This window comes from Pseudoflavonifractor sp. 60, assembly GCF_009911645.1.
GTDB lineage: Bacteria > Bacillota > Clostridia > Oscillospirales > Oscillospiraceae > Lawsonibacter.
The window spans coordinates 1-23,289 of the sequence record NZ_QWKI01000046.1 but is presented as its reverse complement, the minus strand read 5'-3'; the positions used below and the strand labels follow the sequence as shown (position 1 = coordinate 23,289).

The following is a 23,289-nucleotide window of genomic DNA, read 5'->3' as shown; positions in this document are numbered from 1 at the left end:
GGATACGACTCTCGCCCTTTTTCTTCCATGTATCCTATCTTACCACCGTTTTATCCGCTTGTGAATACAGTTTCTTAATTCGTAAAGTATCTTTTGTGTGGGGGGGACGACCCTAGCCTGCCGCTTTATGGCCCTGCGAAGCAGGGCCAGGCCCCTTTGGCAAAGGGGCTCCGCGAAGCGGTGGGGATTGATCAGCAGGCATTACTTCGACTTGAAATCTGCGGTAGAAGATAGTGCTTCCAGGTACAATCCCCCGACCTCGCTTCGCTCGGGCACCCCCTTTGCCAAAGTGGGCAAGCGGCTTCGCCGCTTGTGCGCTCCTGCGGCATCACAAGGTGAAACGACCCCGGCCCGCTCTACAAATTTTCTTTACTTTGCGAATTAGAGGGCCGTTAAAAATTCCCTCTTGACAAATTTCATGAATATCCTTATAATGCAGTGTAATAAAGCGTTGACGGAGACAAAGTAGGACGCGCAAAGGCTGTTCAGAGAGTTCCCGGTTGGTGCGAGGGGCACAGCGGCACGCCTGAAATTTCATCTTCTGAGCTGTCCGAGGAAAGGCGCAGGCCGAGTAGAACGGAACGGGTCCGCCCGTTACAGGGGAGGGGCGCTGTCAGGCGCTTCACGAGGCCGCCCCTGAGAGGGGACGGTAAATAGAGGTGGTACCGCGGGGGTGATCCCCGCCCTCTGGGTCGAAAGACGCCAGAGTTTTTTTGTACCCTTTTTTAAAAAATGACAGGAGAAAAAGCCGGTCCAACCTTTACTTCTGCGCTTTTCCGTGCTACACTTTGAACCAGTGAATTCCCCGGCCGGGAGAAACTTGAAGAGGAGTGTGTTACCATGGCAAAGCCGGAAAAGCGGGAGCGCAGTCTGGCGCTGTATGAGACGATTTTGAAGCTGAAGGACCTGGACGAGTGCTGCCGGTTCTTCGACGACCTGTGTACCCCCACCGAGCTGCGTTCCCTGGAGCAGCGGTTTGACGTGGCGGTGTATCTCCAGCAGGGGCTGGTCTACCTGGATATCCTGGACAAGACCGGGGCCTCCAGCGCCACCATCAGCCGGGTCCGCCGCTCCATGCTGGACAATGGGGCGGGGGGAGTCATGCAGGAGGTTATCGCCCGTGCGGGACTCCAGAACAAGGATGAGGAGTAGCGCCCGGCGAAAGAGGGGGCAGACCGCCGCCCCCACAAATCACATACAGAAAGCAGGGAAACTATGAAACAACTGATGCTGGGCAACGCCGCTGTTGCCCGTGGACTCTACGAGGCGGGGTGCTGTGTCATTTCCAGCTACCCCGGCACCCCCAGTACCGAAATTACCGAGGAGGCCGCCAAGTACGACGAGATCTACTGTGAGTGGGCCCCCAACGAGAAGGTGGCTATGGAGACCGCCTTCGGGGCCTGTCTGGCGGGGAAGCGGTCCTTCTGCGCTATGAAGCATGTGGGGCTGAACGTGGCCGCCGACCCTCTGTTTACCATGAGCTACACCGGAGTCAACGCCGGCATGGTCATCGGTGTGGCCGACGACCCGGGGATGCACTCCTCTCAGAACGAGCAGGACTCCCGCCACCACGCCATCGCCGCCAAGGTGCCCATGCTGGAGCCCTCTGACTCCGCCGAGGCCCTGGCCTTTGCCAAGCTGGCCTATGAGCTCAGCGAGGAGTTCGACACCCCAGTGCTGCTGAAAACGTGTACCCGGGTTGCCCACTCCCAGTCGGTGGTGGAGACCTCCCCCCGGGCGGAGGCTGAGGCGAAGCCCTATGAGAAGAACATCGCCAAGTACGTAATGATGCCGGGCAACGCCATCCGCCGCCACCCCCTGGTGGAGGAGCGGACCCGCAAACTCCAGCAGTGGGCCGAGACCGCTCCCATTAACCGGATTGAGCCGGGTACCGACCACAAGATCGGCATTATCACCTCCTCCACCTCCTACCAGTACGTGAAGGAGGTGTGCGGCGACCGCTTCCCCGTGCTCAAGCTGGGTATGGCCTGGCCCATGCCGGAGAAGCTGATCCGGGACTTCGCCGCCTCGGTGACAACCCTCACCGTGGTGGAGGAGCTGGACCCCATCATTGAAAATTACTGCCGCTCCCTGGGGTTGGCCCTGATGGGCAAGGACGTCTTTCCCCTGGAGGGGGAGTTCTCCCAGAATCTGGTGGCGGAGAAGATGGGTCTGCCGGTACATAAGGGGACGTCCATCGACGACCCCATCCCCCCCCGGCCCCCTGTCATGTGCGCCGGCTGCCCCCACCGGGGACTGTTCTACACTCTGAGCAAGAACAAGGTCACCGTCCTGGGGGATATCGGCTGCTACACCCTGGGCGCTGTTGCCCCCCTGTCCGCCATGGATATGACCCTGTGCATGGGGGCCTCCATCTCCGCCGTCCACGGCTTCAACAAGGCCCAGGGCGCCGAGGCGGAGGGCAAAACGGTGGCCGTCATCGGCGACTCCACCTTTATGCACTCCGGCATGACCGGCCTGGCCAACATCGCCTACAACCAGTCCAACTCCACCGTCATCATCCTGGACAACTCTATCACCGGCATGACCGGCCACCAGCAGAACCCCACCACCGGCTACAACATCAAGGGGGACCCCGCCGGGAAAATCGATTTGGAGGCCCTGTGCAAGGCCATGGGCTTCCGCCGGGTCCGGGTAGTGGATCCCTACGACCTGAAGGCCTGCGACGCCGCCCTCAAGGAGGAGCTGGCCGCCGCTGAGCCCTCTGTCATCATCAGCCGCCGGCCCTGCGCCCTGCTCAAGTACGTCAAGCATGAGGCCCCGCTGACGGTGGACCCGGTGAAGTGCGTAGGCTGCCGCAGCTGCATGAAAATCGGCTGTCCCGCCATCTCCATCAAGGAGGGCAAGGCCCGGGTTGACAACACCCTGTGCGTGGGCTGCGGCGTGTGTGAGCAGCTGTGCCCGGTGCAGGCGTTCCAGAGCACCAGGAAGGAGGGCTGAACAATGGAAACCAAAAATATTATGATTGTGGGCGTGGGGGGCCAGGGCTCCCTGCTGGCCTCCAAGCTGCTGGGCCACCTGCTGATGGAGCAGGGTTACGACGTGAAGGTGTCCGAGGTCCACGGTATGTCCCAGCGGGGGGGCTCGGTGGTCACCTATGTGCGCTATGGCGACAAGGTACACTCCCCCGTCATCGACAGGGGAGAGGCGGACTATATCGTCTCCTTTGAGCTGCTGGAGGCCGCCCGCTGGCTGAGCTACTTAAAGCCTGACGGCCAGATCGTCACCTCCACCCAGCAGATTGACCCCATGCCCGTCATCACCGGGGCCGCCTCCTACCCGGAGGACCTGGTGGAGAAGATGAAGGCCGCCGGGGCCAAGGTGGACGCCCTGGACTGCCTCAAGCTGGCCGAGGAGGCCGGGTCTGCCAAGGCGGTGAACATCGTCCTCATGGGCCGGCTGTCCCACTACTTCGACCTGCCCGACCAGGCCTGGCAGGAGTCCCTGGAGGCCATGGTCCCCCCCAAGTTCCTGGAGCTGAACAAGCGGGCCTTTGAACTGGGGAAGAAAGCCTGAGGGCGGATGGAACAGATCCGCTTTTCCATCTGCCGCATAGACGCCGGCGGGTTTGAGGTCTACTTCTGGGGCGGCGACGGCCCCTGCGCCTGCGCAAGCGCCTCCGACGTGTGGAGCAACGACGGCCCCGGCAGTTGGCTGGCGCTGCTGGCCGGGGGGAAATCGGGCTATGTGGCCTTCGATGGGGAGCCCGGGGCCTATATCCTGGCCCTGGACCGGGGCAGAGCGGATGTGCTGACCGTGGCCTGCACCGGGCAGGACAGCATTGACTGGCCGGTCCCCGCCACCGGCGCGCTGTCCTATCAGGAGCTGGCCCGGCAGGTCCCCATCAAGCGGGTTGCCTTTCAGGGGGAGATTGACTTTCCCATGCTGGCCCACACCACCTACAAGGCCTTTCTGCCCTACACCCTGGAGACGCTGCCCCAGCTGCGGCAGAAGTATGAGGGCAATTGGATGCCCTTCCCCCAGACCGCCTGGGAGGAATTTCAGCGGCTGGTGCTGGCCCGTGGCTGGGACGTCCGGCCCCGGCTGCAGGGAGAGGGACAAAATCCCTTCCAGCAGAAGGTGCTCCGGGCCATTGCCGCTCAGCAGGCCCAGGCGGTGGAGCTGGCCCGGGCCCGGTACGCCCTGGGGGACGGGGAGGCGGATATGCTCTACGATGTCACCGGGGAGCTGCTGCTGCAAGTAATGGCGCTGATTGACGGCTATGTCCAGGGGGATATCCAGCTGGACCTGGTGAACCGCCATACCGGCCAGCGGCTGAAGGAGGAGCCCTTTTTGGAGCTCCACGACGCCTTGGCAGAGTATCTGCGGCAGACAGGAGGGTAAATTTGTGTACGCCTGCAAAGTGAAGATCAACACGACCCGGGACAGCGCCTGGGAGCGCTTTGGCTCTGACAATGTACAGGTGGAGGAGCGGGAGGGCTGTGTGCTGCTGGAGGACGCCTCCGGCACCGAGCTCTTCGGCTGGGAGACCAGCGAATGGCTGGTGCTGTCCCGGGGCGAGGAACTGGTCTACGCCTATTACGATGAAAATTTAAATGCGGAGTTTCTCCACATCAGGGGAGGGGTCTGCCTGCGGGAGTACCGGGAGTACGACGGCCAGGTGGACACCGACCAGGGCGAAGACCCGGATACCTCCGTTTCCAGCTGGTCCGATGTGGCTGACTACATAGACGAGCATATGGCATAACCCCTGTCCCGCCTGTGGGACAGACAGGAAGACCGCTTTCTGTCCAAACAAGAAACAGGGAAATTTTCTTTTCACCGATTGGTTTTTGTAATGATGGATTTACGGCCAAAACAAATTAAGGCAATTCTCCTGAGCCTTGGGGTCATAGTCTTCGCTGTTCTTTTCTTGGCGCAAGAGCGAAAAGAGTGGTATCTTGCAGACTATGATTTTGAAAGTTTGAGCGAGATAGATGTATCTGTTTCTGCTCCTTCGGATTGTGTGTTAAATGTTCATTTGAAAAACGAATCGTCTTTGTGGTACTACTTCAGTCCAAGGGAATGTTCGGTAGAGAAAATGCGTGACGGCCATTGGATGTATTGGGCCAAGGAACCCTTTGGAGAGCGCACAACCCGGGAAAGTACTTTAGTGGGAACGGCTATGTGGTCCTGCGGAGAGGCGGATTTTGAGGTGGATTTGAGAGAGCATTTAACCCGCCCTGATGAACCCGGCTTATATTGGATCACGTTCTTCTTTACATCGGTCACAGGAGTTGTTTATCAGAAGAGTGCAGAGTTTGTTCTTACATAAAAATGGAGCGAATGCTTTTCTTAGTCAACAGAAAAAACATTCAATTTGAAAGGAAATGATTGCAATGGGATTTTTCTCCAAGTTGTTTGGCGGCGCCAAGAAGACAGCGGAGGCCGGCGATGCCAACGCCCAGGCGCTGAAGCAGTTTTTCAAGGAGAAGCTGCCCGCCAACTATGTCAACTCCCCCAAATACGCCATCTCCGTGACTCCGGGTGCGCCGGACTACCAGGCCCGGATCACTCTGGACATGGGCTCTGACGGCTCTGACTACACCGGTTTCAGTCAGGAGGACTTCGCCAACCTGGCGGAGCTGGAGTCCAGCTATGTCTTTGACGAGTTTATCAAGGACCCGCCGGTGACGGTCACCGTCATCTTTGACATGGACTTCGGCAAGCAGAAGATCCCCGTGAACCGGGGGCTGGTTCTGGCCAAGTAACGCGGCGGATACCGCGGGCATCTACAGGATTGTGACCCAAGCAAATTTACATATTCGACCCGAAAGGAAGGATTCCCATGGAGAGATATTACCAGCCCGAGATTGAGTGCGCGTCCCGGGAACAAATTAAGGCCTGGCAGGACCAGCGTTTGGTGAAGCAGGTGCGCCACGTCTGGGAAAACGTGCCCTACTACCGGAAGAAGATGGAGGAGAAGGGTCTGACCCCCGATGACATTAAGTCCAGCGACGACCTGCACAAGCTGCCCTTTATCACCAAGGCCGACCTGCGGGAGGCCTACCCCTACGGGCTGGTGGCCAAGCCCCTCAAGGAGTGCGTACGCATTCAGTCCACCTCGGGCACCACCGGCAAGCGGGTTGTGGCCTTCTACACCCAGCACGATATCGACCTGTGGGAGGACTGCTGTGCCCGGGCCATCATGGCCGCCGGCGGCACCGATGAGGACGTGTGTCAGGTGTCCTACGGCTACGGCCTGTTCACCGGCGGCCCCGGCCTCAACGGCGGCTCTCACAAGGTGGGCTGTCTCACCATCCCCACCTCCTCGGGGAACACCGAGCGGCAGATCATGTTCATCCAGGACCTCCGGGCCACCATCCTGTGCTGCACCCCCTCCTACGCTGCCTACATCGGCGAGACCATGAAGGAGATGGGCCTCACCCCCGACCAGATCCCCCTGAAAGCGGGCATCTTCGGCGCTGAGGCCTGGAGCGAGGAGATGCGCCAGGACATTCAGAATACTCTGGGTATTAAAGCCTACGATATCTACGGCCTGACCGAGCTGTCCGGCCCCGGCGTCTCCTTCGAGTGCTCCGCCCAGACCGGGATGCACGTCAACGAGGACCACTTCATTGCCGAGATCATCGACCCGGACACCGGCGAGGTCCTCCCCGAAGGGGCCCAGGGGGAGCTGGTCTTCACCTCCATCACCAAGGAGGCATTCCCCCTGCTGCGCTACCGCACCCGGGACATCTGTACCCTGACCCGGGAGAAGTGTTCCTGCGGCCGCACCCACGTGAAGATGAGCAAGCCCAGGGGCCGCACCGACGATATGCTCATCATCCGGGGGGTCAACGTGTTCCCGTCCCAGATCGAGACCGTCCTCCTCAACCACGGCTATGCCGCCAACTATCAGATCATTGTGGACCGGGTCAAGAACACCGATACTCTGGATGTTCAGGTGGAGATGACCCCCGAGATGTTCACCGACAACATGGGCGAGATCAGCCGCCGCCAGAAGGAGCTGGTGGACGGCCTGCGTTCCATGCTGGGTCTTGCCGCCAAGGTGACCCTGGTGGCCCCCAAGTCCATCGTCCGCAGCGAGGGCAAGGCAGTGCGTGTGATCGACAAGCGGAAAATTTAAGGAGGGAGCGCTATGAGCATCAAACAAATTTCTGTCTTTTTGGAGAACAAGCCCGGTTCCCTGTATGCCATGACCGGTGTACTGGCTCAGAACCAGATTGACATGCGGGCCTTCTCTCTGGCCGAGACCAGCGACTTCGGCATCGCCCGGATCATTGTGGACGATGTGTATAAGACCACTACCGTGCTGAAGGACGCAGGCTTTGTCAACAGCGTGACCCCCGTGCTGGGGGTTGCCATTCCCGACGTACCCGGCGGTCTCTGCAAGGTCCTCCAGGTCCTCACCAACGCCAAGGTGAATGTGGAGTATATGTACGCCTTTTTGGGCGGCAAGACCGTAGACCACGCCTACATGATCTTCCGAGTGGAGGACAACGTGATTGCCTCCGCCGTCCTGGCCGAGCAGGGCATCAAGGTGGTGGAGCAGGAGGAAATCGACAAGCTGTAACTTAAAAAGCGCCCCCGCTCCGGCTGAGTTGGAGCGGGGGTTTCTCATACTTTTAAGATGACGCGGACGATTCCGATGGCTGCCAGATGGGCGGGGTAGAAGCCGTAGAAGACCCATTTGGGAATTTTGATCCCTGTGCGGGTTGGCAGATAGATGGGCAAAACGGACAACATGCCGAACACGGTCCAGTTGACGGCGTGGCCCGCCACGATCAGGGACCGGGGGTCCTCCAGGTCTCCGCCCCACAGTGCGGGCAGCCAAAACAGGATGTAGAGTCCGGCACCCAGGGCAGGGCGGTTCCGGCACAGATAGAAGATAAGCATCAGGATGATTCCATTGGCGGAGTAGTCAAAATTCACCAGGCTGGCCAGAACAAACATGGCAATGAACAGCCACCATCTTCTGGTGTGCAGCCCCCACATCGCCAGCAGACTGACCAGCAGAGTGAAGAAAATGTTCATATTCATCCACTCCGCCTGCCAATCCCAGGGATGGAAAGCGAAAATATAGAAGGGCTGGGAGACCAGAGCGAAGACACTCAGACGGATCAGATACCGTTTGATATCATGGGTGTAGAGCAGGCCCACCGTCAGACAATAGGCGAAGATGGGGAAAGCCAGCCGGCCAATCCAGCGGAATACCGGGTACTGAGGAAAAAAGGCGGAGCCCACATGGTCAATGGCCATGGAAAGAATCGCAATCAGCTTGAGAAAATCTGTGTCCAAATTGCTTCGGAGCTTTGGAGTCAGTGTTTCTTCCTGAAACATTGCGGCAGCTCTCCCTATAAGTTTAAGTTTGTTCAATTATAGCACCGAGCACCATGTCCATCAAGGGGAGAGAGGATTAAAAAAACCTTAAAAGCCTCTGAAAGCGGCGGGCAGACAAAAACAGCCCCTGCGCCAGCGGGGCTGGTGCAGGGACCGGGGACGGTCAGGACGCCGTGGGCTTCTGGTTGGAGAACTTGGTGTAGGCCTGGCTCACCTTGCTGGCCGGGGCCTGTTCCACCTGGTACCAGCCCTTGGACTGGGCGATGCGGAACAGGTCGCTCTGGGTCTGGTGGCCCTGGTTGAGGATGTTGAGGAAGTCGTTGCGCAGGGCAATATTGACGCATTCGGAGGCGTAGGTGTCGTAGTTGGCGGTCATCTTCTTTTCGCTGCAAATAAAATCAGTCATTCGCTCCTGGTCGTTCATGGGTGTTCCTCCTTCGTCAGCGCAGATAGTTGAGCAAGGTGTTGTAGTTGTTCAGATGCTGGCCGGCGCAGGCCTGGAATTTGCTCCGCAGCTCCTGGTCCTGACTCTCCTGGACGGCGGAGAGGTACTTGCAGTGGAGCACCCTCTCAAAGTCCAGCTGGTCAGAGAGGGCGTTGAGCTCCTTACTGGTGAGATTGGGCATAAAACTGCCTCCTTTCAAAGCGGGGACTTCCCCGTTACTGGCAGTTAGTCTGTCCAGCGGCTTGTGTTTTATGCGGAATTTTTGGATTTCCATCGGCATCAAACCGCCACACCAGGTGCCAGCGGCCCTCCTGCCGCTCCACGCTGGCCAGGCAGACCAGGGCGGACAGGGGGACCGGTATGTCGGTGCGGAAGGGGGCGGCCAGAGAGAAGCCCTCCCCCTCCCGGCGGCACAGCATGGGGCTGGAGGCTTGGCATTTCAGCACCGGGTCGCACAGCAGCCGGTCGGGGTGGGGCTCGCAGTACCAGCCCCCGCCCTTCTGGGAGTCAAAGGCAAAGGCCAGAGGGGCCGCCGCCTGGAATTGGGGCCAGCAGCCCGCCCGCTCCAGTGCCCCCACGGTCAGAGTGCGCCGCAGAGTCAGCCGCCCGCCCTCCGGAACCAGAGTGCCCAGCAGCAGCTTTCCCCCGTGATTGCCGTGGAGCCACACCTTATAGAGTCCCCGCCCGTCCGCCGGACGCTCCGCCGTCATGTGGACGCGCTGTCCCTCCTGACGCAGGATCAGGGTCCCGCCGCCCCGCATCGTCAACCGTTCCTCCAATAAGTTCTCCCCCTCTCCTGCCATTCTATGCGGGGAGAGGGGGAAGATTTACGAATTTATGGCTCAGCCGGCCTGGGGGAGGGGCCTTGCGGTCTCCCGCAGCAGCCCAAAGACCTTGACTCTGCCGGGAGCGACCCGACGGAAGCTGGTCTCGGTAACCCGGCCGTCCCTCCAGCGGTAGCGCAGGCGGGAGCGGCCCTGACCGATGCAGCGCTCCAGGCAGGCGCGGCACTGCTGGGTGTAGAGGAGGCGGTCGATGATCCCGTACTCCGCGGTCACCTCGTCCCGGTACTCAAGACAGGGCTGGGCGTCGCAGGAGGTCAGGCGGCTGACCGAGCGGGAGAGGAACAGCGCGTCGTCAGCGGCCCGCTGGCGCAGCTGCTCACGCAGGATGTGGACGGGGTACTCCTGGGCGGATTTCTTGTTGTTCATGTCAAATTCCTCCTGCAGTAATAGATTCCCCCTCTCCTTATACAGGAAAAAAGGGTATAGTATGGCCCTTGCCATAACTATACCCAACATCATTTTTATTGGGACCATTATATCAGGAAAAAAGCTGCCTGTCAAGGGATTGATTAGATTTTTTTCAATTCGTAAAGTGAAATCATAAAAAATAAAAGTAGGTATATGATATAACAAAAAAGACCTCCGAGGAGGCCGCATAAAAAGCAGTAAATAATATTTTGGAAGAAATTATGTCAATTAAGGAGATTTTCTATAAAAATCTCTTGTTTAAAAAGTTGACAAGTTAAACAACAGCTGATATAATTAGAGGTGTGGAACCCAGACGGTTGCCACAACATACAAACTTAATCAGGGCGAGGGACTATCCCTCAAGCATCCTGTGAGCTGTCTGTTGCCGCAGACGGCTCACTTTTCTTTTTGTCAATTTTCCTGTCATATAACACGATCACAAGCGATATAACACTTGCAATTGTGCCAACAGTACCAATGACACCAAAAAGCAAAGTCATATGTATCACTCCCTTTGAGAAACCTTCCCGCAGGGGCTATACACACGCCTCCATTCCGCACCTGCGGGAGAGATGAAGGGCAACCGTCTTTTTACCTCCACCATAGTGGTGGCTGGATTCCACAATAACTATTATATAGTGCTAAACAACAAATGTCAATTCAACAATCTAAAGTAATTAAGGGGCTGTTTTTTTACAGTCCTTTTTCTTTTGAATCTACTTTACGAATTGAAGTGACAATGAATTTGCAGGATAATTTGCTTGAGCTGGATGCTGCGGTGGAAAAGCTATCCCAAGGAGTAAACGCGGTAGGGCTGATGTCCATGGGGCTGGTCCAAACGCAGAATCCCTATGCCGACAGCTTTTGTATGCTGTTCAACTACATGGTCGAGGCGGACAGGGCGGTTCACGCCTATCTGGACGCCTGCTTTGAGGCGATGTAACACAAAAGCATCCCCGCCTGACTGGTGGGGATGCTTTATTTATTTTGCGCTCAGCATCCGGCTGGCGTTGAGGATGGCCAGCACGGAGACCCCCACGTCGGCGAAGACGGCGGCCCACATATTGGCCAAACCCACGGCGGACAACACCAGCACCAGCAGCTTCACCCCCAGGGCAAAGACCACGTTCTGCCGCACGATGGACAGTGTTTTGCGGGCAATACGCACCGCCACCGGGAGCTTGAGCAGATCGTCATCCATGAGGACGATATCCGCCGCCTCAATGGCCGCGTCGGAGCCCAGGGCCCCCATAGCTACCCCGATATCTGCCCGGGAGAGGACGGGGGCGTCGTTGATGCCGTCCCCCACAAAGACCAGCTTCTCCTTGGGGCCCTTGTCCCGCAGAAGGTCCTCCACCCGCTCCACCTTGTCCGCCGGGAGCAGCTGGGCGTAGAATTGGTCCAGACCCAGCTCCTGGGCCGCACCCTGGGCCGCGCCTTGGGCGTCGCCGGTGAGCATGACGGTCTGCCGTACCCCTGCCGCCTTCAGCTCCCGCAGCGCCTGGGCGGAGGTGGCCTTGGGCTGGTCGGCGATGACCAGGTGTCCGGCATAGCGGCCATCCACCGCAATGTGGATGATCGTCCCCAGGTGCTCATGGGGGGAGGTGACCGGAATCTTCTCCAAATCCATCAGCTTTGAGTTGCCCGCCAGCACCTGCCGCCCGTCCACCGTGGCCCGGACGCCGTGGCCCGCCACCTCCTCCACCTGAGAGACCCGCATCTGGTCGGGTTTCCCGCCCCAGGCTGTCACAATGGAGCGGGAGATGGGGTGGGTGGAGGATTGCTCCGCCAGAGCGGCCAGCTCCAGCAGCTCCTGTTCCGTCAGTCCCTGGGGGTGGACGGCTGTGACGGAGAAACGGCCCTGGGTCAGGGTGCCCGTCTTGTCAAAGACTACGATTCCGGTCTGGGCCAGGGCCTCCAGGTAGTTGCTGCCTTTGACCAGGATCCCCTGCTTGGACGCGCCCCCAAGTCCGCCGAAGAAGGACAGAGGGATGGAGATGACCAAGGCACAAGGGCAGGACACCACCAGGAAGTTCAGCGCCCGGGGGACCCAGACGCCCCACTGGCCGTCCAGCAGGGAGGGGACAACCCCCAGAGCCAGGGCGGCAAAGACCACGATGGGGGTGTAGTACCGGGCGAACTTGGTGATAAAGTGCTCCGCCTGGGCCTTCTTCTCGCTGGAGTTCTCCACCAGGTCCAGAATCCGGGCCACAGTGGACTCCCCAAAGGGCTTTGACACCTTCACATGGAGCAGTCCCGTGAGGTTGACGCAGCCAGAGATTACGCTGTCCCCGGCGGCCACATCCCGGGGCAGAGACTCGCCGGTGAGGGCGGCGGTGTCCAGGGCGGAGGTCCCCTCCAAAATGGTTCCGTCCAGAGGGACCCGCTCCCCGGCCTTGATGACGATCACATCCCCAACCGCCACCTCCTCCGGGTCCACCTGGACCAGTTGGCCCTCCCGCTCCACGTTGGCGTAGTCGGGGCGGATGTCCATCAGCTCAGAGATGGACTGGCGGGAGCGGGAGACAGCCACGCTCTGGAACAGCTCTCCAATCTGGTAGAACAGCATCACCGCCACCGCCTCGGGGTACTCGCCGATGATAAGGGCCCCGATGGTGGCTACGCACATGAGGAAGTTCTCGTCAAAGACCTGGCCGTGGGCAATATTCCGGGCCGCCTTCCAGAGTACGTCCCAGCCGATGACCAGGTAGGGGACCAGGAACGCCCCCAGCCGCACCGGCCCTGTCACCGGCAGGAGGAGGCACAGAACAAACAGTGCCGCCGCAGCAGCAATGCGGTACAGCGTCTTTTTTTGTTTTCGGGTCATAAAAAACACCTCTTTACATGGGCTTTTCCAGCAAACCTATACCCTCGGGAACCCGGCCCGGTATGACCTCGACCCAAACCCGGCCCAGCTCCAAACTCTCCAGCAGCATTCGATAGGTCTCCGGGGTGAAGGCGTGCTCGTAGTGAAAGCCCACGCCCTGATAAATTTTTATCATCGTCCTGTAGGCCGCCCCTACCTCCCCCTGGAGGTAGGTGGGCAGGATCAGCCGTCCGCCAGGGGCGGTGACCCGCCACAGCTCTCTCACCGCCGCCTCCGGCCTGGGGAGCAGGTGGAGGACGTTGGCGGCAATGACCGCGTCAAAGCTGCCGTCCGAGTCGGGCAGGGCGGTGATGTCCCGCTGAGCGAAGCTGACGTTGGTCAGGCCCCGCTTTTTGGCCTTTTTCCGGGCCTGCTCCAGCATGGGCAGAGAAAGGTCGGTACACAGCACCGTCTTCGCCCGCTTTGCTGCCGCCAGAGAGAACTCCCCCGTCCCGGCGGCGCAGTCCAGAGCCCGGGCCCCCGGGGGAATCAACTCCGCTGTCCGGACTGCGGCGGCCCTGTTCACGGCTCGGTTGCTCCGCTCCGCCAGGTCATAAAATCGGGCCCAGCGGTCCCAGAAGTTCCTCACAGCACGATCTGGCAGTCGGGTTCTACCTTCCGGCAGCACTTCACCACCTCCGGCATCACGGCCTCTAGGTCGTCCGCCTCGATGGTCATTTTCTGGGCCATAAAGGAGACCGAGGCGCCGGTGACGCCAGGCAGCTTCTTAATGGCGTTCTCCATTTTGGCGGCGCAATTGGCGCAGTCCAGGTCGATGAGCTTAAAGGTCTTTTTCATGGTGATACTTCCTTTCCTGTTATGATGTGATGGTGATGGACCCGGCTCCGCCGGGATCACTCAAGAATATGTTCCATACCCTGAGCCAGGATATGAATCACGTGGTCGTCGGCCAGGGAGTAGTACACAGTTTTCCCTTCCCGGCGGAATTTTACCAGCTTGCTGTTTTTCAGGACCCGCAGCTGGTGGGACACGGCGGACTGGGTCACCTCCATCAGCTTGGCAATGTCGCACACGCACAGCTCCGACTCCAGCAGGGCGTAGAGGATTTTGACCCGGGTGCTGTCGCCAAAAATTTTGAACAGTTCCGCCAGGTCGTAGAGCTGTTCGTCGGGGGGCAGCTGGGAGCGGACCTGGTCTACCGCATCCAGGTGGACGCACTCCTCCTCACAATGGGGGACGGTCTTGGCTTCCATAGGGGACTCCTTTCTTTTTACAATATATGAGCACTTGTTCATTTATTGGGTTTATCATACTACATCGGGCTCTCCTTGTCAAGGGGGTGGGGGAGAATTTTTCTCTTGCCAGCGGGGAAGAAAGAATGTATAATGTTCCAGCTAAAAAAATTTTTTTCGGGCGGGAACCTTTTTTCGCTTCCTGCGTCAAAGCTCACAGAACCCAAAATTGGGTCTGATTTTAACCCCAACAGAAAAGGAGTTTACTTAACTATGAAAAGACGTATCTTCGCCATGATCCTGGCCAGCGCAATGGCCCTCTCCCTGGCCGCCTGCGGCGGCGGCAACAACGGGGGCGGCAGCGCCTCCTCCAACCCGGGGAGCGGCTCCTCCGGCAGCTCGGGCGTCAGCTCCAGTCTGCCGGACGGCTCCAACCCGGACGGCTCCAACCCCGACAGCTCCAACCCCAACGGCTCCAGCCCCGACGGCTCCAATCCGGACGGCTCGGGCAGCCAGGGGGATGTCTCTGAGCCCGCCACGCTCACCCTGAACAAGGAGAAGGTGACGCTGAACAAGGCGGGGGCGCAGTTCCAGCTCCAGTACAGCTCCGCCCCGGAGCTCCCCACCTTCTCTTCCAGCGATGAAAAGGTGGCCAAGGTGGACGCCAAGGGCACCATCACCGCCGTGGGCCCCGGCACCGCCACCATCACCGCCGTCTACAAGGACGCTGCCGCCACCTGCACCGTCACCTGCAGCTGGAAGGAGGAGACCAAGCCTGACACCTCCAAGCCCAGCGGCGGCTCCGGTTCCTCCTCTGGAGCCTCCAACGGCTCCAGCTCCAGCAGCAGTTCCGGCAGCTCCTCCGCCGCCAAGGTGGACCTCCAGGCCTTCTACGACGCCACCACCGGCAAGTATGAGTTCGGTTTCCTGGAGCTGGCGGACAAGGACATTCTGGATTTGGTCTACCCCGGCATGTCTGACATCAGCGCCGAGCAGATGCTGGTCTACGTGTGCATGATCTCCATGAACAACGGGGAGTTCGGTCTGGTCCAGGTAAAGGACAGCAAGGATGTGGACGCGGTGAAGGCCGTCTTCCAGGCCCGTGTGGATTACATGGTGGGCGACGGCAACGGCCCCGGTGGCGCCCAGTATCCTATGGCTATGGACCAGTGGGAGAACAACTCCCGCATTGTCTCCAACGGGAACTATGTGATGATGATTGTCCACGAGAACTGCGACGATATCGTCAGTGAGTTCAACGCCCTGTTTTAAGGCAAAATAACAGGGGGCGGCGACCCGCCGCCCCCTCTCATTTTGAACTGCGAGGTGTCCGCCATGGTCTTCTCAACCCCCATCTTTATGTTCTACTTCCTGGCCTTCACGCTGGCGGTGTACTACGTGGTGCCGCGGAAGTGGCGCAATGTGGTGCTGCTGTGCGCCTCCCTGTTTTTCTACTGGTGGGGGGAGCGGGCCTATGTGGCCATCATGTTCCTGTCCACCGCCATCGACTACACCCACGGCCTGCTGGTGGAGCGGTGCAGGGCCCGGGGGAACGACCGGGGGGCGAGGCTGGCGGTGGCCTCCTCGGTGGTGTTCAACCTGGCCCTGCTGTGCTTCTTCAAGTACTGGGACTTCATCGCCGGTTCCCTCCAGGCGGTGGGGCTGGGCTTCATGCCGGTGCTGGGGGTCCACCTGCCCATCGGCATCTCCTTCTATACCTTCCAGACCATGAGCTACACCATCGACGTCTACCGGGGGGACGCCCGGGCCCAGCGGTCCATCCTCAACTTCGGCACCTTTGTCACTCTCTTCCCCCAGCTCATTGCCGGGCCCATCATCAAGTACAAGGACCTGGGGGACCAGATCGACCAGCGGACCTGCTCCACCGAGAAATTCGCCTCCGGGGTGCAGATCCTGATGGTGGGTCTGGGGAAAAAGCTGCTCATCGCCAACAACGTGGGAATGCTGTGGGACAGCTGCAAGGCTATGGCCCCTGGGGAGCTGACGGTGGCCGGGGCCTGGCTGGGGGTTCTGGCTTTTACCTTCCAGATCTACTTCGACTTCTCCGGCTACTCCGACATGGCCGTCGGCCTGGGGCGGATGCTGGGCTTTGAGTTCCTGCCCAACTTCAACTATCCCTATATCTCCAAAAGCATCACCGAGTTCTGGCGGCGGTGGCACATCTCCCTGTCTACCTGGTTTCGGGAGTATCTGTATATCCCCCTGGGGGGCAACCGGTGCTCCCGGCCCCGCTGGATGTTCAACCTGCTGGCGGTGTGGGCGGCCACCGGCATCTGGCACGGGGCCAGCTGGAACTTTCTGCTGTGGGGGCTGTACTTCTTCGCCCTGCTGATGGCGGAGAAGTTCCTCCTGCTGAACTGGCTGGACCGGGCTCCCGGGCTGATTGGGCACCTCTACACCATGTTTTTCGTCATGGTCAGCTGGGCCATCTTCGCCATTGAGGATTTTTCCCAGCTGGGGGCCTATCTAAAGGTGATGTTCGGCCTGGGGGGCGTCCCCCTGGTAAACAGCAATTTCGGCTACTATCTCACCAGCTATCTGCCCATTCTCTGCCTGGCAGCCCTGGCCTCAACCCCTCTAGGCGCGGCCCTCTACCGGCGGCTGGGGACCCGGGCCCAGCAGGTGGTCTGTACTCTGCTGATTGCGGGGGGGCTGCTGGTGTGCACCGCCTATCTGGTGGACGGCACCTATAATCCCTTCCTGTATTCCAACTTCTGAGGAGGCGCGGATATGACTAAAAAATTCAGCATCTTTCTCACTGTCCTGTTCTGCGCCTTCATCGGGTGCACGTCGGTGGTCAGCCTGCTGCTGCCCGACAAGGACTTTCTCCCCCTGGAGAACCGCTCCCCCCAAAAGCCCCCTAAGCTGACGATGGAGAACCTGAGCAGCGGCAAGTTTATGGAGCAGGCGGAGGACTATGTCTCCGACCACATTGTGGGCCGGGACTTCTGGGTTGCCGCCAAGGCCTGGAGTGAGCGGCTGTCCGGCAAGCGGGAGAACAACGGCGTCTACTTCGGAGCCCAGGACACCCTCATCAACCGGGTTGAGGACCCGGACCCGGCCAAACTGGAGCAGGACATGGGCTATCTGGACGCCCTGGTGGGCAATGTATCCGTCCCGGTGTACTTCGGCCTCATCCCCTCGGCGGCGGAAATCTGGCAGGACCGGCTCCCCGCTGGGGCCCCCAGCGCCGACGAGAAGACGATCATCGACCGGCTCTGTTTCTCCACCGGGGCCTTCACCATCGACCTGTACAACGCCCTGGCCCCCCACAGCGGGGAGGATATCTATTACCGCACCGACCACCACTGGACCAGTCTGGGGGCCTTCTACGGGGCCAACGCCATGTTTCAGGCCATGGGGCTGGAGCCGCTGAATTTGTCGGACTACCAGAAGACCACCGTTACCGACCAGTTTTACGGGACCCTGTTCTCCTCCTCCGGGGTGCGCTGGCTGCCCCCGGACCAGATCGACACCTACGTCCCCGACGATGGGATCCAGGTGACCTCCTGGTTTCAGGGTGCGCCGGTGGAGGGCGGGCTGTATGTGGACAGCTATCTGGAGGTCAAGGACAAGTACTCCTACTTCCTGGGGGGCAACCAACCCCTGTGCGTGGTGGAGAAGGAGGACAGCGACGGCCCCAGGGTCCTGTTGATCCGGGATTCCTACTCCGATTCCCTGACCCCCTTCCTGACAGAGCGGTTTTCTGAAATTCACCTCTTCGACCTGCGCTACAACCTGTCCAGTATACAAAAGTATGTGGAGGAGAACCCCATTGACACCGTGATCGTCCTCTACTCCTTCCCCAATTTCGCCTCTGACAACAACCTGTTCCTTCTCTCCAAATGAAAAAAATCCCCGCCCTTTCCCAGAGGAAAGGGCGGGGATTGATTTTATGGGCGTCAGACCTCCGGGAACTCAAGCTTCTCCTGTCCCATCGCAGTCATGGTCCGGTTTATCATCTCGGCTACAGCATGATAGGCATCCATCTGGTGCTGGCGCAGCAGCGCTTCTCCGTCCAAAAGTTCCTCAGCGGAGGGAAACTCAAAAATCACTCTGCACATACAAACCAGCCGAAATTTTTGGTCGTCCCGTTCCGCCTTGAATCTGACAATGATTGCGCGCTGCAATAATATCTTATCAATGGGCGACTGTGCGGAGAACTGAAGCTGAGTATCCAGTTCAAATTCCTTCTCCCGGACTCGATTCTCATATGAGAATTGCAGGCATTCCGTCTTTTTAATCATAGGAGCTCTCCTTGCCATTCAGAGCAAAACGCACCGGCGTAGTGAAGGTGACGCCGCCGGAATTGTCCGCCGCCTGGGCGTACTGCTGCCTGAAGTCGTCATGGATCAAGACATAGACCTTGCTCTGCCTTAAATTTGTGTAGAGGGATGTGGCCTCCGAAATCTGGACCCAGGGGTCGTCCTCCGCGTTCAGATCCTGGATATAGTCGTCCCACTCCCCGTCCTCCGCATCCAGATACTCCCCTGGGGCCGGAAAGTTTTCCCGGGGGATCTCATAGGGAAACAGCAGCTCAAAGCGCTCCTGTCCCGTCTCATAATTCCGCACCGCGTATATGATCCGCTGTCCAAACATTCGGAAGGGTTCGTCCAGGGGGATACGGTTTGTTAGCAGGTGGATCAGCACTCGGCGGGAGACCGGTGCAATCAGCCAGCGCTGTGCCCCCCGCGTGTCAAAACACATACACAGGTATCGGTTGTTTCTCCGGTCCTTCAGCACAGAGAGCAGGGGGTAGACGTACTCCACAATGATCTGTTCCATGACCAAATCGCCATATTGCGGAACTTGCTTGAAGTAGGGCTTGGGAATATGCACATTATCCCTCCTTTCTCAGGTCCTCCGGTTTTATCTTATGAAAATATTCATGGGGCTGCGCCCCCTCGTAGAGCCACCAGTCCACGTGGGAGTTCTTAGTGCCGGTCCGCGCTCTCGTCCGCTGGACCAGTCCGCAGCAGCTTACGGTGACACCCCGCGCCGCAATGGCCTCCGGCTGGAAGCCCCGGAAAAATTTCAGCTTCTGCCGCGCGTCCCGGGGTTTTTCATATGTAGACAGGGAGAAAAGGCCAATGTCCATTTCCCCCTCGTTCTCCTTGGTGTGTGCCAGCTCATCTCGGTATGTGGGCAGGAAGGAGGCGGGTTCCACCTTCCCGGTGCGGCAAATGCGGTAAACCACAATATGTTCTTCTGACGCCTCTTCGGGCAGCAGGTCAACTGGAAAATCAACGGGGAATTTCTTTTTGATCTCGTCCCTTGTCACACTGTATCACCTGTCTATATTATACCCGATATGTCCGCCAAAAGTCAACTCCCCCGCGCCCGAGGGGGGACCATTGTCCCGCAATCAAAAATCGCAATACACAGCATCTTTTGTTCCAAAGCATACTGCATATTGCGATTTGCTGTCAGTCCATGGGCTTCATGGTGGGGAACAAAATTACCTCGCGGATAGAGTCGGCCCCGGTGAGGAGCATGACGCACCGGTCGATTCCAATCCCCAGGCCTCCCGTGGGGGGCATACCGTACTCCAGGGCGGTGAGGAAGTCCTCATCCATCATGCCTGCCTCGTCGTCTCCCTTGTCCCGCAGCTCCACCTGCTTCTGGAAGCGCTGGCGCTGGTCGATGGGGTCGTTGAGCTCGGAGAACGCGTTGCCCATCTCACTGCGGCAGATGAACAACTCAAACCGTTCGGTGAGCCGGGGGTCCTTGGGAGAGCGCTTAGCCAATGGGGAGACATCTACCGGGTGCATCGTGATAAAGGTGGGCTGGATCAGCTGGGACTCCACCTTCTGGTCGAAACACTCATACAGGGCGTTGCCCCAGGTCTTGTCTGCCGTCTCAGGCAGCTCCACACCAATGGCCTTGGCAGCGGCCACTGCCTCCTCGTCAGAGGTGATTGCCATAAAGTCCACACCGCAGTACTGCTTCACCGCCTCGTGCATGGGCATACGGGGCCAGCCAGGGGTCAGATCGATCTTCTCTCCCTGCCACTCCGCCTGATAGGTACCCAAAATCTTCTGGGCGGCAGAGGACAGCAGGTCCTCAAACAGGTCCATCATATCGTTGAAGTCGGCATAAGCCTGATAGAGCTCAATGGTGGTGAACTCCGGGTTATGCTTGGGGTCCATGCCCTCATTGCGGAAGATGCGGCCAATCTCATAGACCCGGTCCATGCCGCCCACAATCAGCCGCTTCAGGGGCAGCTCGGTGGCGATGCGCATGTACATATCAATGTCCAGCGTGTTGTGGTGGGTTATGAAGGGCCGTGCAGTCGCTCCGCCGGAGATAGTGTTCAATACGGGAGTCTCCACCTCCATAAAGCCCCGGCCGTCCATAAAGTCCCGAACATGCTTGATGAACTGGGAGCGGATGACAAAGTTCCGCCTCACCTCCGGATTGACGATCAGGTCTACATACCGCTGGCGGTAGCGCAGTTCAGTGTTGGTCAGGCCGTGGAATTTTTCCGGGAGGGGCAGCAGGGACTTGGACAGCAGCGTCACCCGGACGACCCGCACGGACATCTCTCCCCGCTGGGTGCGGAAGACGACGCCGCGGACCCCCACGATATCGCCAATGTCGTACTTTTTGAAGCGGTTGTACTCCTCCTCGTCCATCTCATCCTTCCGTGCGTAGAGTTGGATGCGGCCGCTCTTATCCTGGAGGTCGCAGAAGGACACCTTGCCCATGCCCCGCTTGGACATAAGACGGCCCGCAAGGGCCACCTCACTGCCCTCCAGGGCGTCGAAGTTTTCCTTAATTTGGGCGGAGTCGTTGTCCGTCACAAAACGGGTGATTTGAAAGGGGTCGCAGCCGCTGTCCTGGAGCTGCTTCAGCTTGTCCCGGCGAATTTGCAGCAGCTGAGATAGATTTTCCTGCTCAGGCGCGGCGTTTGGATTGTTCTTTTCAGCCATATGGCTCTCTCCTTATCTTGCAGTGTAGGGGCGGCGGGTTACCGCTCCACCTTCAAAATCTTGTACTCTACCGGGCCGGCAGGGGCGTCCACCGTGATATCCTCGCCGGCGTTTCTGCCCAGCAGCGCCTTGCCAAAGGGGGAGTCCTCCGAAATGGTCCCGTTCATGGGATCGGCCTCCTGGGAGCCCACGATCTTATAGGTCTGCTCCTCGTCAAACTCCTTGTCCAGCACTGTGACGGTGGAGCCCAGACGGATGTAATCGCCGTCGTCCTCCTCCTCCTCGATGACCACATAGTTGGACAGGATTTCCTCCACCTGGGCGATGCGGGAGTAGAGCTTGCCCTGTTCGTTCTTGGCCTCGTCGTACTCGCTGTTCTCCGACAGGTCGCCAAAGGAGCGGGCCTCCTTGATGAGCTCGGCCACTTCTTTTTCCCGGACAGTTTTCAGGTAATTCAGCTCGTCCTGCAATTCCTTGAGCCGCTCGGGGCTCAGCTTATATTCCTTCGCCATGAAATCTCGCACACCTTTCCGAACATGATACTAGCCCTCTGGCCGGGCCGCCGCTGAGAATAAAAAGGTACAATCCCTCATTCTGTGACATTATATGGGTTTCCCCCCGGTCTGTCAAGTGATTTTTACCTCTCCCAGCTTTCCAGCCTCCCACAAAACGGCCAGCAGAGGCAGATCATCCCGGTCCTCCTCCGCCAGCTCTGGAGCGGTGAGGCAGAGCCCTGCCAGCTCCGGCCAGGGACCGTACAGCGCCAGGGCGGCCTCCTCCCCCTGAGAGCAGCCGGGCTGAAACTCCAGGGCGATTTGACCCGCCTCCCCCGGGGGCAGGATGGGCACGCCGAACTCCCGCCGCAGCCAGGCCGCCAGCTCCCCGCCTCCCCGGGGGGCGTCGATCACCAGCGCCCGGACCTGGGGACACAGACAGGCCGCCGTCCGGAGCATATCCCGGTCCGCCCGATCCCCCCGCAGCGCCACCGCGGACCGCTCCGGCGACAGACCGCGGCGGCGCAGCAGCTCCAGCGCCATGGGGGCCGACTGGGACCGGACAAAGGACGTGGGGTCCACCGGCCGCAGGCCAAAGCCCGTCAGAAGCTCCCAGCGGTCAAAGTCCCGGGGGACCAGGACCCGCCCCGCGCCCCCCTGCCGCAGTGTCCGCCCCGCCCGGCATAGACGGCGCTCCCTCCAAAAGCCCCACCGGTCAGTCTCCGCCCGCAGGACGTTCATCCCGTACAGCCTGCCCGCCGCCGCCTTCCCTTTTCCTTTCGGCGTCCATAGAAGCTGTCCAACCAACACAAGTCCCCCCTTCTCTTCCACAGACTATGCGGGGGAGAGGGAAACATTCCCCTTGTATTGGTAGCAGAATTCTGCTATAATATAGTTATAATTATACAATCAGGGGGTCCCACTATGAATATTAAGCCCAGTGCCGCTATCCGGCAGAACTACAATGAAATCGCCGAGCTGTGCCGCTCCACCGGGGAGCCCGTCTATCTGACCAAAAACGGAGAGGGCGACCTGGTGGTGATGGATATTGAGTCCTTTTCCCGCAGAGAAAAAATGCTGAAGCTGCAAGAAAAGCTGATGGAAATTGAGCGGAAGCGCATTAATGGCGCAGAATACTGCTCCCTGGATGATTTGGAAATGGAACTGGACAAAATGATTGCGGAGGCGGAGGGAGATCACCATGCAGCGTCATAAAATTATGATCTCCCCTGATGCCCGGGAGATGATAAAGAAACATATCTATTTTCTGGCTCAGGTCAGTCCCGAAGCCGCAAAGCGATTAAAGAAGGAAATGATGTCCGATATTCGCAGTTTGGAACAAATGCCGGAACGTTTTCCCCTTTGCGATTTAGAGTGGGCAAACCCTGATTTCCGGAAAATGCTGGTGGCAGGCCGTTACCTGGTCTTTTTCCTGATTGTGGGGGGTACGGTCTATGTGGAGTATGTGGTAGATGGGCGGCAGGATTACAAGTGGATACTCCAATAGGAAAAGAGGCGTCCGAAAAGGGTGGCACTTCGTAAAGAAGTGCCACCCTTCGGGCTACCTGTAAAGAAATCTCTCTATGTGGGACGGCTATGCCGTCCTTTTCTTACGCTTCTGCATGGCTTGATAGTAGGCCATATATTCCTGTTCCAGCGTTTCCGGCTCTGGCGCTGTCCAAAGACCGATGGTACTGTAGTAGATGTCTACCCGCTGATGCCGCTTGCCATCTATCTTCTCCGGCTTGGATACCACAATC

30 protein-coding genes and 1 other annotated feature are annotated in these 23,289 nt (G+C 59.1%); of the genes, 15 read left to right on the top strand and 15 right to left on the bottom strand.

The window, feature by feature from the left end:
* Nucleotides 1–442: 442 nt before the first annotated feature.
* Nucleotides 443–691, top strand: a binding site (T-box leader).
* A gap of 149 nt (nucleotides 692–840) precedes the next feature.
* The 9 genes from D1646_RS06445 (at nucleotide 841) to D1646_RS06405 (ending at nucleotide 7,558) form a co-directional block, all read left to right on the top strand.
* Complete coding sequence (locus D1646_RS06445) at nucleotides 841–1,152, top strand: YerC/YecD family TrpR-related protein (RefSeq protein WP_160635676.1); 312 nt, start codon at nucleotides 841–843, stop codon at nucleotides 1,150–1,152.
* 63 nt (nucleotides 1,153–1,215) lie between these two features.
* Nucleotides 1,216–2,961, top strand: coding sequence for an indolepyruvate ferredoxin oxidoreductase subunit alpha (gene iorA, locus D1646_RS06440; protein ID WP_160635675.1), 1,746 nt, complete (start codon nucleotides 1,216–1,218; stop codon nucleotides 2,959–2,961).
* Between the two features lie 3 nt (nucleotides 2,962–2,964).
* Nucleotides 2,965–3,537, top strand: a complete 573-nt coding sequence (locus D1646_RS06435) for an indolepyruvate oxidoreductase subunit beta (RefSeq protein ID WP_160635674.1) — start codon at nucleotides 2,965–2,967, stop codon at nucleotides 3,535–3,537.
* A gap of 6 nt (nucleotides 3,538–3,543) precedes the next feature.
* Nucleotides 3,544–4,365, top strand: coding sequence for a hypothetical protein (locus D1646_RS06430; protein WP_160635673.1), 822 nt, complete (start codon nucleotides 3,544–3,546; stop codon nucleotides 4,363–4,365).
* Between the two features lie 4 nt (nucleotides 4,366–4,369).
* Complete coding sequence (locus D1646_RS06425; RefSeq protein ID WP_160635672.1) at nucleotides 4,370–4,729, top strand: hypothetical protein; 360 nt, start codon at nucleotides 4,370–4,372, stop codon at nucleotides 4,727–4,729.
* Nucleotides 4,730–4,819: 90 nt separating this feature from the next.
* Nucleotides 4,820–5,296, top strand: coding sequence for a hypothetical protein (locus tag D1646_RS06420; RefSeq protein ID WP_160635671.1), 477 nt, complete (start codon nucleotides 4,820–4,822; stop codon nucleotides 5,294–5,296).
* 64 nt (nucleotides 5,297–5,360) lie between these two features.
* Nucleotides 5,361–5,732, top strand: a complete 372-nt coding sequence (locus D1646_RS06415) for a hypothetical protein (RefSeq protein ID WP_160635670.1) — start codon at nucleotides 5,361–5,363, stop codon at nucleotides 5,730–5,732.
* A gap of 77 nt (nucleotides 5,733–5,809) precedes the next feature.
* The gene (locus tag D1646_RS06410; protein WP_160635669.1) at nucleotides 5,810–7,111 is read left to right on the top strand and encodes a phenylacetate--CoA ligase; all 1,302 of its coding nucleotides are present in this window, start codon (nucleotides 5,810–5,812) and stop codon (nucleotides 7,109–7,111) included.
* Between the two features lie 12 nt (nucleotides 7,112–7,123).
* A complete protein-coding gene (locus tag D1646_RS06405; RefSeq protein ID WP_160635668.1) occupies nucleotides 7,124–7,558 on the top strand; it encodes an acetolactate synthase in 435 nt (144 codons plus the stop codon).
* Between the two features lie 44 nt (nucleotides 7,559–7,602).
* Here the strand turns inward: D1646_RS06405 and D1646_RS06400 are convergent, their stop codons facing one another.
* The 5 genes from D1646_RS06400 to D1646_RS06380 form a co-directional block, all read right to left on the bottom strand.
* Nucleotides 7,603–8,325, bottom strand: a complete 723-nt coding sequence (locus D1646_RS06400; RefSeq protein ID WP_160635667.1) for a TraX family protein — start codon at nucleotides 8,323–8,325, stop codon at nucleotides 7,603–7,605.
* Between the two features lie 163 nt (nucleotides 8,326–8,488).
* Entirely contained in the window at nucleotides 8,489–8,749 is a 261-nt protein-coding gene (locus tag D1646_RS06395; RefSeq protein WP_160635666.1) for a spore coat protein, read from the bottom strand.
* Between the two features lie 16 nt (nucleotides 8,750–8,765).
* Nucleotides 8,766–8,951, bottom strand: coding sequence for a spore coat protein (locus tag D1646_RS06390; RefSeq protein WP_160635665.1), 186 nt, complete (start codon nucleotides 8,949–8,951; stop codon nucleotides 8,766–8,768).
* Between the two features lie 34 nt (nucleotides 8,952–8,985).
* On the bottom strand, nucleotides 8,986–9,549 hold the full coding sequence (locus D1646_RS06385) for a hypothetical protein (RefSeq protein WP_160635664.1): 564 nt from the start codon (nucleotides 9,547–9,549) through the stop codon (nucleotides 8,986–8,988).
* Between the two features lie 63 nt (nucleotides 9,550–9,612).
* Complete coding sequence (locus D1646_RS06380; RefSeq protein ID WP_160635663.1) at nucleotides 9,613–9,981, bottom strand: hypothetical protein; 369 nt, start codon at nucleotides 9,979–9,981, stop codon at nucleotides 9,613–9,615.
* A gap of 781 nt (nucleotides 9,982–10,762) precedes the next feature.
* Here D1646_RS06380 and D1646_RS06375 point away from each other — a divergent pair.
* Nucleotides 10,763–10,966 (top strand): hypothetical protein, encoded by a 204-nt coding sequence (locus tag D1646_RS06375; RefSeq protein WP_160635662.1) that lies wholly within the window; start codon nucleotides 10,763–10,765, stop codon nucleotides 10,964–10,966.
* A gap of 39 nt (nucleotides 10,967–11,005) precedes the next feature.
* On the opposite strand, the gene D1646_RS06370 is transcribed toward D1646_RS06375, so the two are convergent.
* The 4 genes from D1646_RS06370 to D1646_RS06355 are packed head-to-tail and all read right to left on the bottom strand — an operon-like array spanning nucleotide 11,006 to nucleotide 14,103.
* Nucleotides 11,006–12,850: a heavy metal translocating P-type ATPase gene (locus tag D1646_RS06370; RefSeq protein ID WP_160635661.1), complete on the bottom strand. Its 1,845-nt coding sequence runs from the start codon at nucleotides 12,848–12,850 to the stop codon at nucleotides 11,006–11,008.
* Between the two features lie 13 nt (nucleotides 12,851–12,863).
* Complete coding sequence (locus D1646_RS06365) at nucleotides 12,864–13,478, bottom strand: methyltransferase domain-containing protein (RefSeq protein WP_160635660.1); 615 nt, start codon at nucleotides 13,476–13,478, stop codon at nucleotides 12,864–12,866.
* Nucleotides 13,475–13,687, bottom strand: coding sequence for a cation transporter (locus D1646_RS06360; protein WP_160635659.1), 213 nt, complete (start codon nucleotides 13,685–13,687; stop codon nucleotides 13,475–13,477). The genes D1646_RS06365 and D1646_RS06360 overlap by 4 nt, the downstream gene beginning before the upstream one ends.
* 56 nt (nucleotides 13,688–13,743) lie before the next feature.
* On the bottom strand, nucleotides 13,744–14,103 hold the full coding sequence (locus D1646_RS06355) for a metalloregulator ArsR/SmtB family transcription factor (protein WP_160635658.1): 360 nt from the start codon (nucleotides 14,101–14,103) through the stop codon (nucleotides 13,744–13,746).
* Nucleotides 14,104–14,355: 252 nt separating this feature from the next.
* Between D1646_RS06355 and D1646_RS06350 the strand changes: the two genes are divergently transcribed.
* The 3 genes from D1646_RS06350 (at nucleotide 14,356) to D1646_RS06340 (ending at nucleotide 17,952) form a co-directional block, all read left to right on the top strand.
* Nucleotides 14,356–15,354: a DUF4358 domain-containing protein gene (locus tag D1646_RS06350; RefSeq protein ID WP_160635657.1), complete on the top strand. Its 999-nt coding sequence runs from the start codon at nucleotides 14,356–14,358 to the stop codon at nucleotides 15,352–15,354.
* A gap of 63 nt (nucleotides 15,355–15,417) precedes the next feature.
* Nucleotides 15,418–16,821, top strand: a complete 1,404-nt coding sequence (locus tag D1646_RS06345; RefSeq protein WP_160635656.1) for an MBOAT family protein — start codon at nucleotides 15,418–15,420, stop codon at nucleotides 16,819–16,821.
* Between the two features lie 12 nt (nucleotides 16,822–16,833).
* Complete coding sequence (locus tag D1646_RS06340; protein ID WP_160635655.1) at nucleotides 16,834–17,952, top strand: DHHW family protein; 1,119 nt, start codon at nucleotides 16,834–16,836, stop codon at nucleotides 17,950–17,952.
* A gap of 53 nt (nucleotides 17,953–18,005) precedes the next feature.
* On the opposite strand, the gene D1646_RS06335 is transcribed toward D1646_RS06340, so the two are convergent.
* The 6 genes from D1646_RS06335 to D1646_RS06310 form a co-directional block, all read right to left on the bottom strand.
* On the bottom strand, nucleotides 18,006–18,350 hold the full coding sequence (locus D1646_RS06335) for a hypothetical protein (RefSeq protein ID WP_160635654.1): 345 nt from the start codon (nucleotides 18,348–18,350) through the stop codon (nucleotides 18,006–18,008).
* Entirely contained in the window at nucleotides 18,343–18,942 is a 600-nt protein-coding gene (locus D1646_RS06330) for a hypothetical protein (protein WP_160635653.1), read from the bottom strand. Before D1646_RS06330 ends, D1646_RS06335 begins: the two co-directional genes overlap by 8 nt.
* A gap of 1 nt (nucleotide 18,943) precedes the next feature.
* On the bottom strand, nucleotides 18,944–19,384 hold the full coding sequence (locus tag D1646_RS06325) for a hypothetical protein (protein WP_160635652.1): 441 nt from the start codon (nucleotides 19,382–19,384) through the stop codon (nucleotides 18,944–18,946).
* A 145-nt stretch (nucleotides 19,385–19,529) separates the two neighbouring features.
* On the bottom strand, nucleotides 19,530–21,035 hold the full coding sequence (lysS, locus tag D1646_RS06320) for a lysine--tRNA ligase (RefSeq protein ID WP_160635651.1): 1,506 nt from the start codon (nucleotides 21,033–21,035) through the stop codon (nucleotides 19,530–19,532).
* Nucleotides 21,036–21,073: 38 nt separating this feature from the next.
* Entirely contained in the window at nucleotides 21,074–21,547 is a 474-nt protein-coding gene (gene greA, locus D1646_RS06315; protein WP_160635650.1) for a transcription elongation factor GreA, read from the bottom strand.
* Nucleotides 21,548–21,661: 114 nt separating this feature from the next.
* Complete coding sequence (locus tag D1646_RS06310) at nucleotides 21,662–22,336, bottom strand: hypothetical protein (RefSeq protein ID WP_160635649.1); 675 nt, start codon at nucleotides 22,334–22,336, stop codon at nucleotides 21,662–21,664.
* A gap of 117 nt (nucleotides 22,337–22,453) precedes the next feature.
* On the opposite strand from D1646_RS06310, the gene D1646_RS06305 reads away from it, so the two are divergent.
* Together D1646_RS06305 and D1646_RS06300 are read left to right on the top strand one after the other, a co-directional pair.
* Nucleotides 22,454–22,744: a type II toxin-antitoxin system Phd/YefM family antitoxin gene (locus tag D1646_RS06305; RefSeq protein WP_160635648.1), complete on the top strand. Its 291-nt coding sequence runs from the start codon at nucleotides 22,454–22,456 to the stop codon at nucleotides 22,742–22,744.
* On the top strand, nucleotides 22,731–23,036 hold the full coding sequence (locus D1646_RS06300) for a type II toxin-antitoxin system RelE/ParE family toxin (RefSeq protein WP_160635647.1): 306 nt from the start codon (nucleotides 22,731–22,733) through the stop codon (nucleotides 23,034–23,036). Before D1646_RS06305 ends, D1646_RS06300 begins: the two co-directional genes overlap by 14 nt.
* Nucleotides 23,037–23,289 lie beyond the last annotated feature (253 nt).

Coding starts and splice junctions, on each gene's coding strand:
- D1646_RS06445 (WP_160635676.1), top strand. CDS start 841: ATGGCAAAGCCGGAAAAGCGGGAGCGCAGTCTGGCGCTGTATGAGACG.
- iorA (WP_160635675.1), top strand. CDS start 1,216: ATGAAACAACTGATGCTGGGCAACGCCGCTGTTGCCCGTGGACTCTAC.
- D1646_RS06435 (WP_160635674.1), top strand. CDS start 2,965: ATGGAAACCAAAAATATTATGATTGTGGGCGTGGGGGGCCAGGGCTCC.
- D1646_RS06430 (WP_160635673.1), top strand. CDS start 3,544: ATGGAACAGATCCGCTTTTCCATCTGCCGCATAGACGCCGGCGGGTTT.
- D1646_RS06420 (WP_160635671.1), top strand. CDS start 4,820: ATGATGGATTTACGGCCAAAACAAATTAAGGCAATTCTCCTGAGCCTT.
- D1646_RS06415 (WP_160635670.1), top strand. CDS start 5,361: ATGGGATTTTTCTCCAAGTTGTTTGGCGGCGCCAAGAAGACAGCGGAG.
- D1646_RS06410 (WP_160635669.1), top strand. CDS start 5,810: ATGGAGAGATATTACCAGCCCGAGATTGAGTGCGCGTCCCGGGAACAA.
- D1646_RS06405 (WP_160635668.1), top strand. CDS start 7,124: ATGAGCATCAAACAAATTTCTGTCTTTTTGGAGAACAAGCCCGGTTCC.
- D1646_RS06400 (WP_160635667.1), bottom strand. CDS start 8,325: ATGTTTCAGGAAGAAACACTGACTCCAAAGCTCCGAAGCAATTTGGAC.
- D1646_RS06395 (WP_160635666.1), bottom strand. CDS start 8,749: ATGAACGACCAGGAGCGAATGACTGATTTTATTTGCAGCGAAAAGAAG.
- D1646_RS06390 (WP_160635665.1), bottom strand. CDS start 8,951: ATGCCCAATCTCACCAGTAAGGAGCTCAACGCCCTCTCTGACCAGCTG.
- D1646_RS06380 (WP_160635663.1), bottom strand. CDS start 9,981: ATGAACAACAAGAAATCCGCCCAGGAGTACCCCGTCCACATCCTGCGT.
- D1646_RS06375 (WP_160635662.1), top strand. CDS start 10,763: ATGAATTTGCAGGATAATTTGCTTGAGCTGGATGCTGCGGTGGAAAAG.
- D1646_RS06370 (WP_160635661.1), bottom strand. CDS start 12,850: ATGACCCGAAAACAAAAAAAGACGCTGTACCGCATTGCTGCTGCGGCG.
- D1646_RS06360 (WP_160635659.1), bottom strand. CDS start 13,687: ATGAAAAAGACCTTTAAGCTCATCGACCTGGACTGCGCCAATTGCGCC.
- D1646_RS06355 (WP_160635658.1), bottom strand. CDS start 14,103: ATGGAAGCCAAGACCGTCCCCCATTGTGAGGAGGAGTGCGTCCACCTG.
- D1646_RS06350 (WP_160635657.1), top strand. CDS start 14,356: ATGAAAAGACGTATCTTCGCCATGATCCTGGCCAGCGCAATGGCCCTC.
- D1646_RS06345 (WP_160635656.1), top strand. CDS start 15,418: ATGGTCTTCTCAACCCCCATCTTTATGTTCTACTTCCTGGCCTTCACG.
- D1646_RS06340 (WP_160635655.1), top strand. CDS start 16,834: ATGACTAAAAAATTCAGCATCTTTCTCACTGTCCTGTTCTGCGCCTTC.
- D1646_RS06335 (WP_160635654.1), bottom strand. CDS start 18,350: ATGATTAAAAAGACGGAATGCCTGCAATTCTCATATGAGAATCGAGTC.
- lysS (WP_160635651.1), bottom strand. CDS start 21,035: ATGGCTGAAAAGAACAATCCAAACGCCGCGCCTGAGCAGGAAAATCTA.
- greA (WP_160635650.1), bottom strand. CDS start 21,547: ATGGCGAAGGAATATAAGCTGAGCCCCGAGCGGCTCAAGGAATTGCAG.
- D1646_RS06305 (WP_160635648.1), top strand. CDS start 22,454: ATGAATATTAAGCCCAGTGCCGCTATCCGGCAGAACTACAATGAAATC.
- D1646_RS06300 (WP_160635647.1), top strand. CDS start 22,731: ATGCAGCGTCATAAAATTATGATCTCCCCTGATGCCCGGGAGATGATA.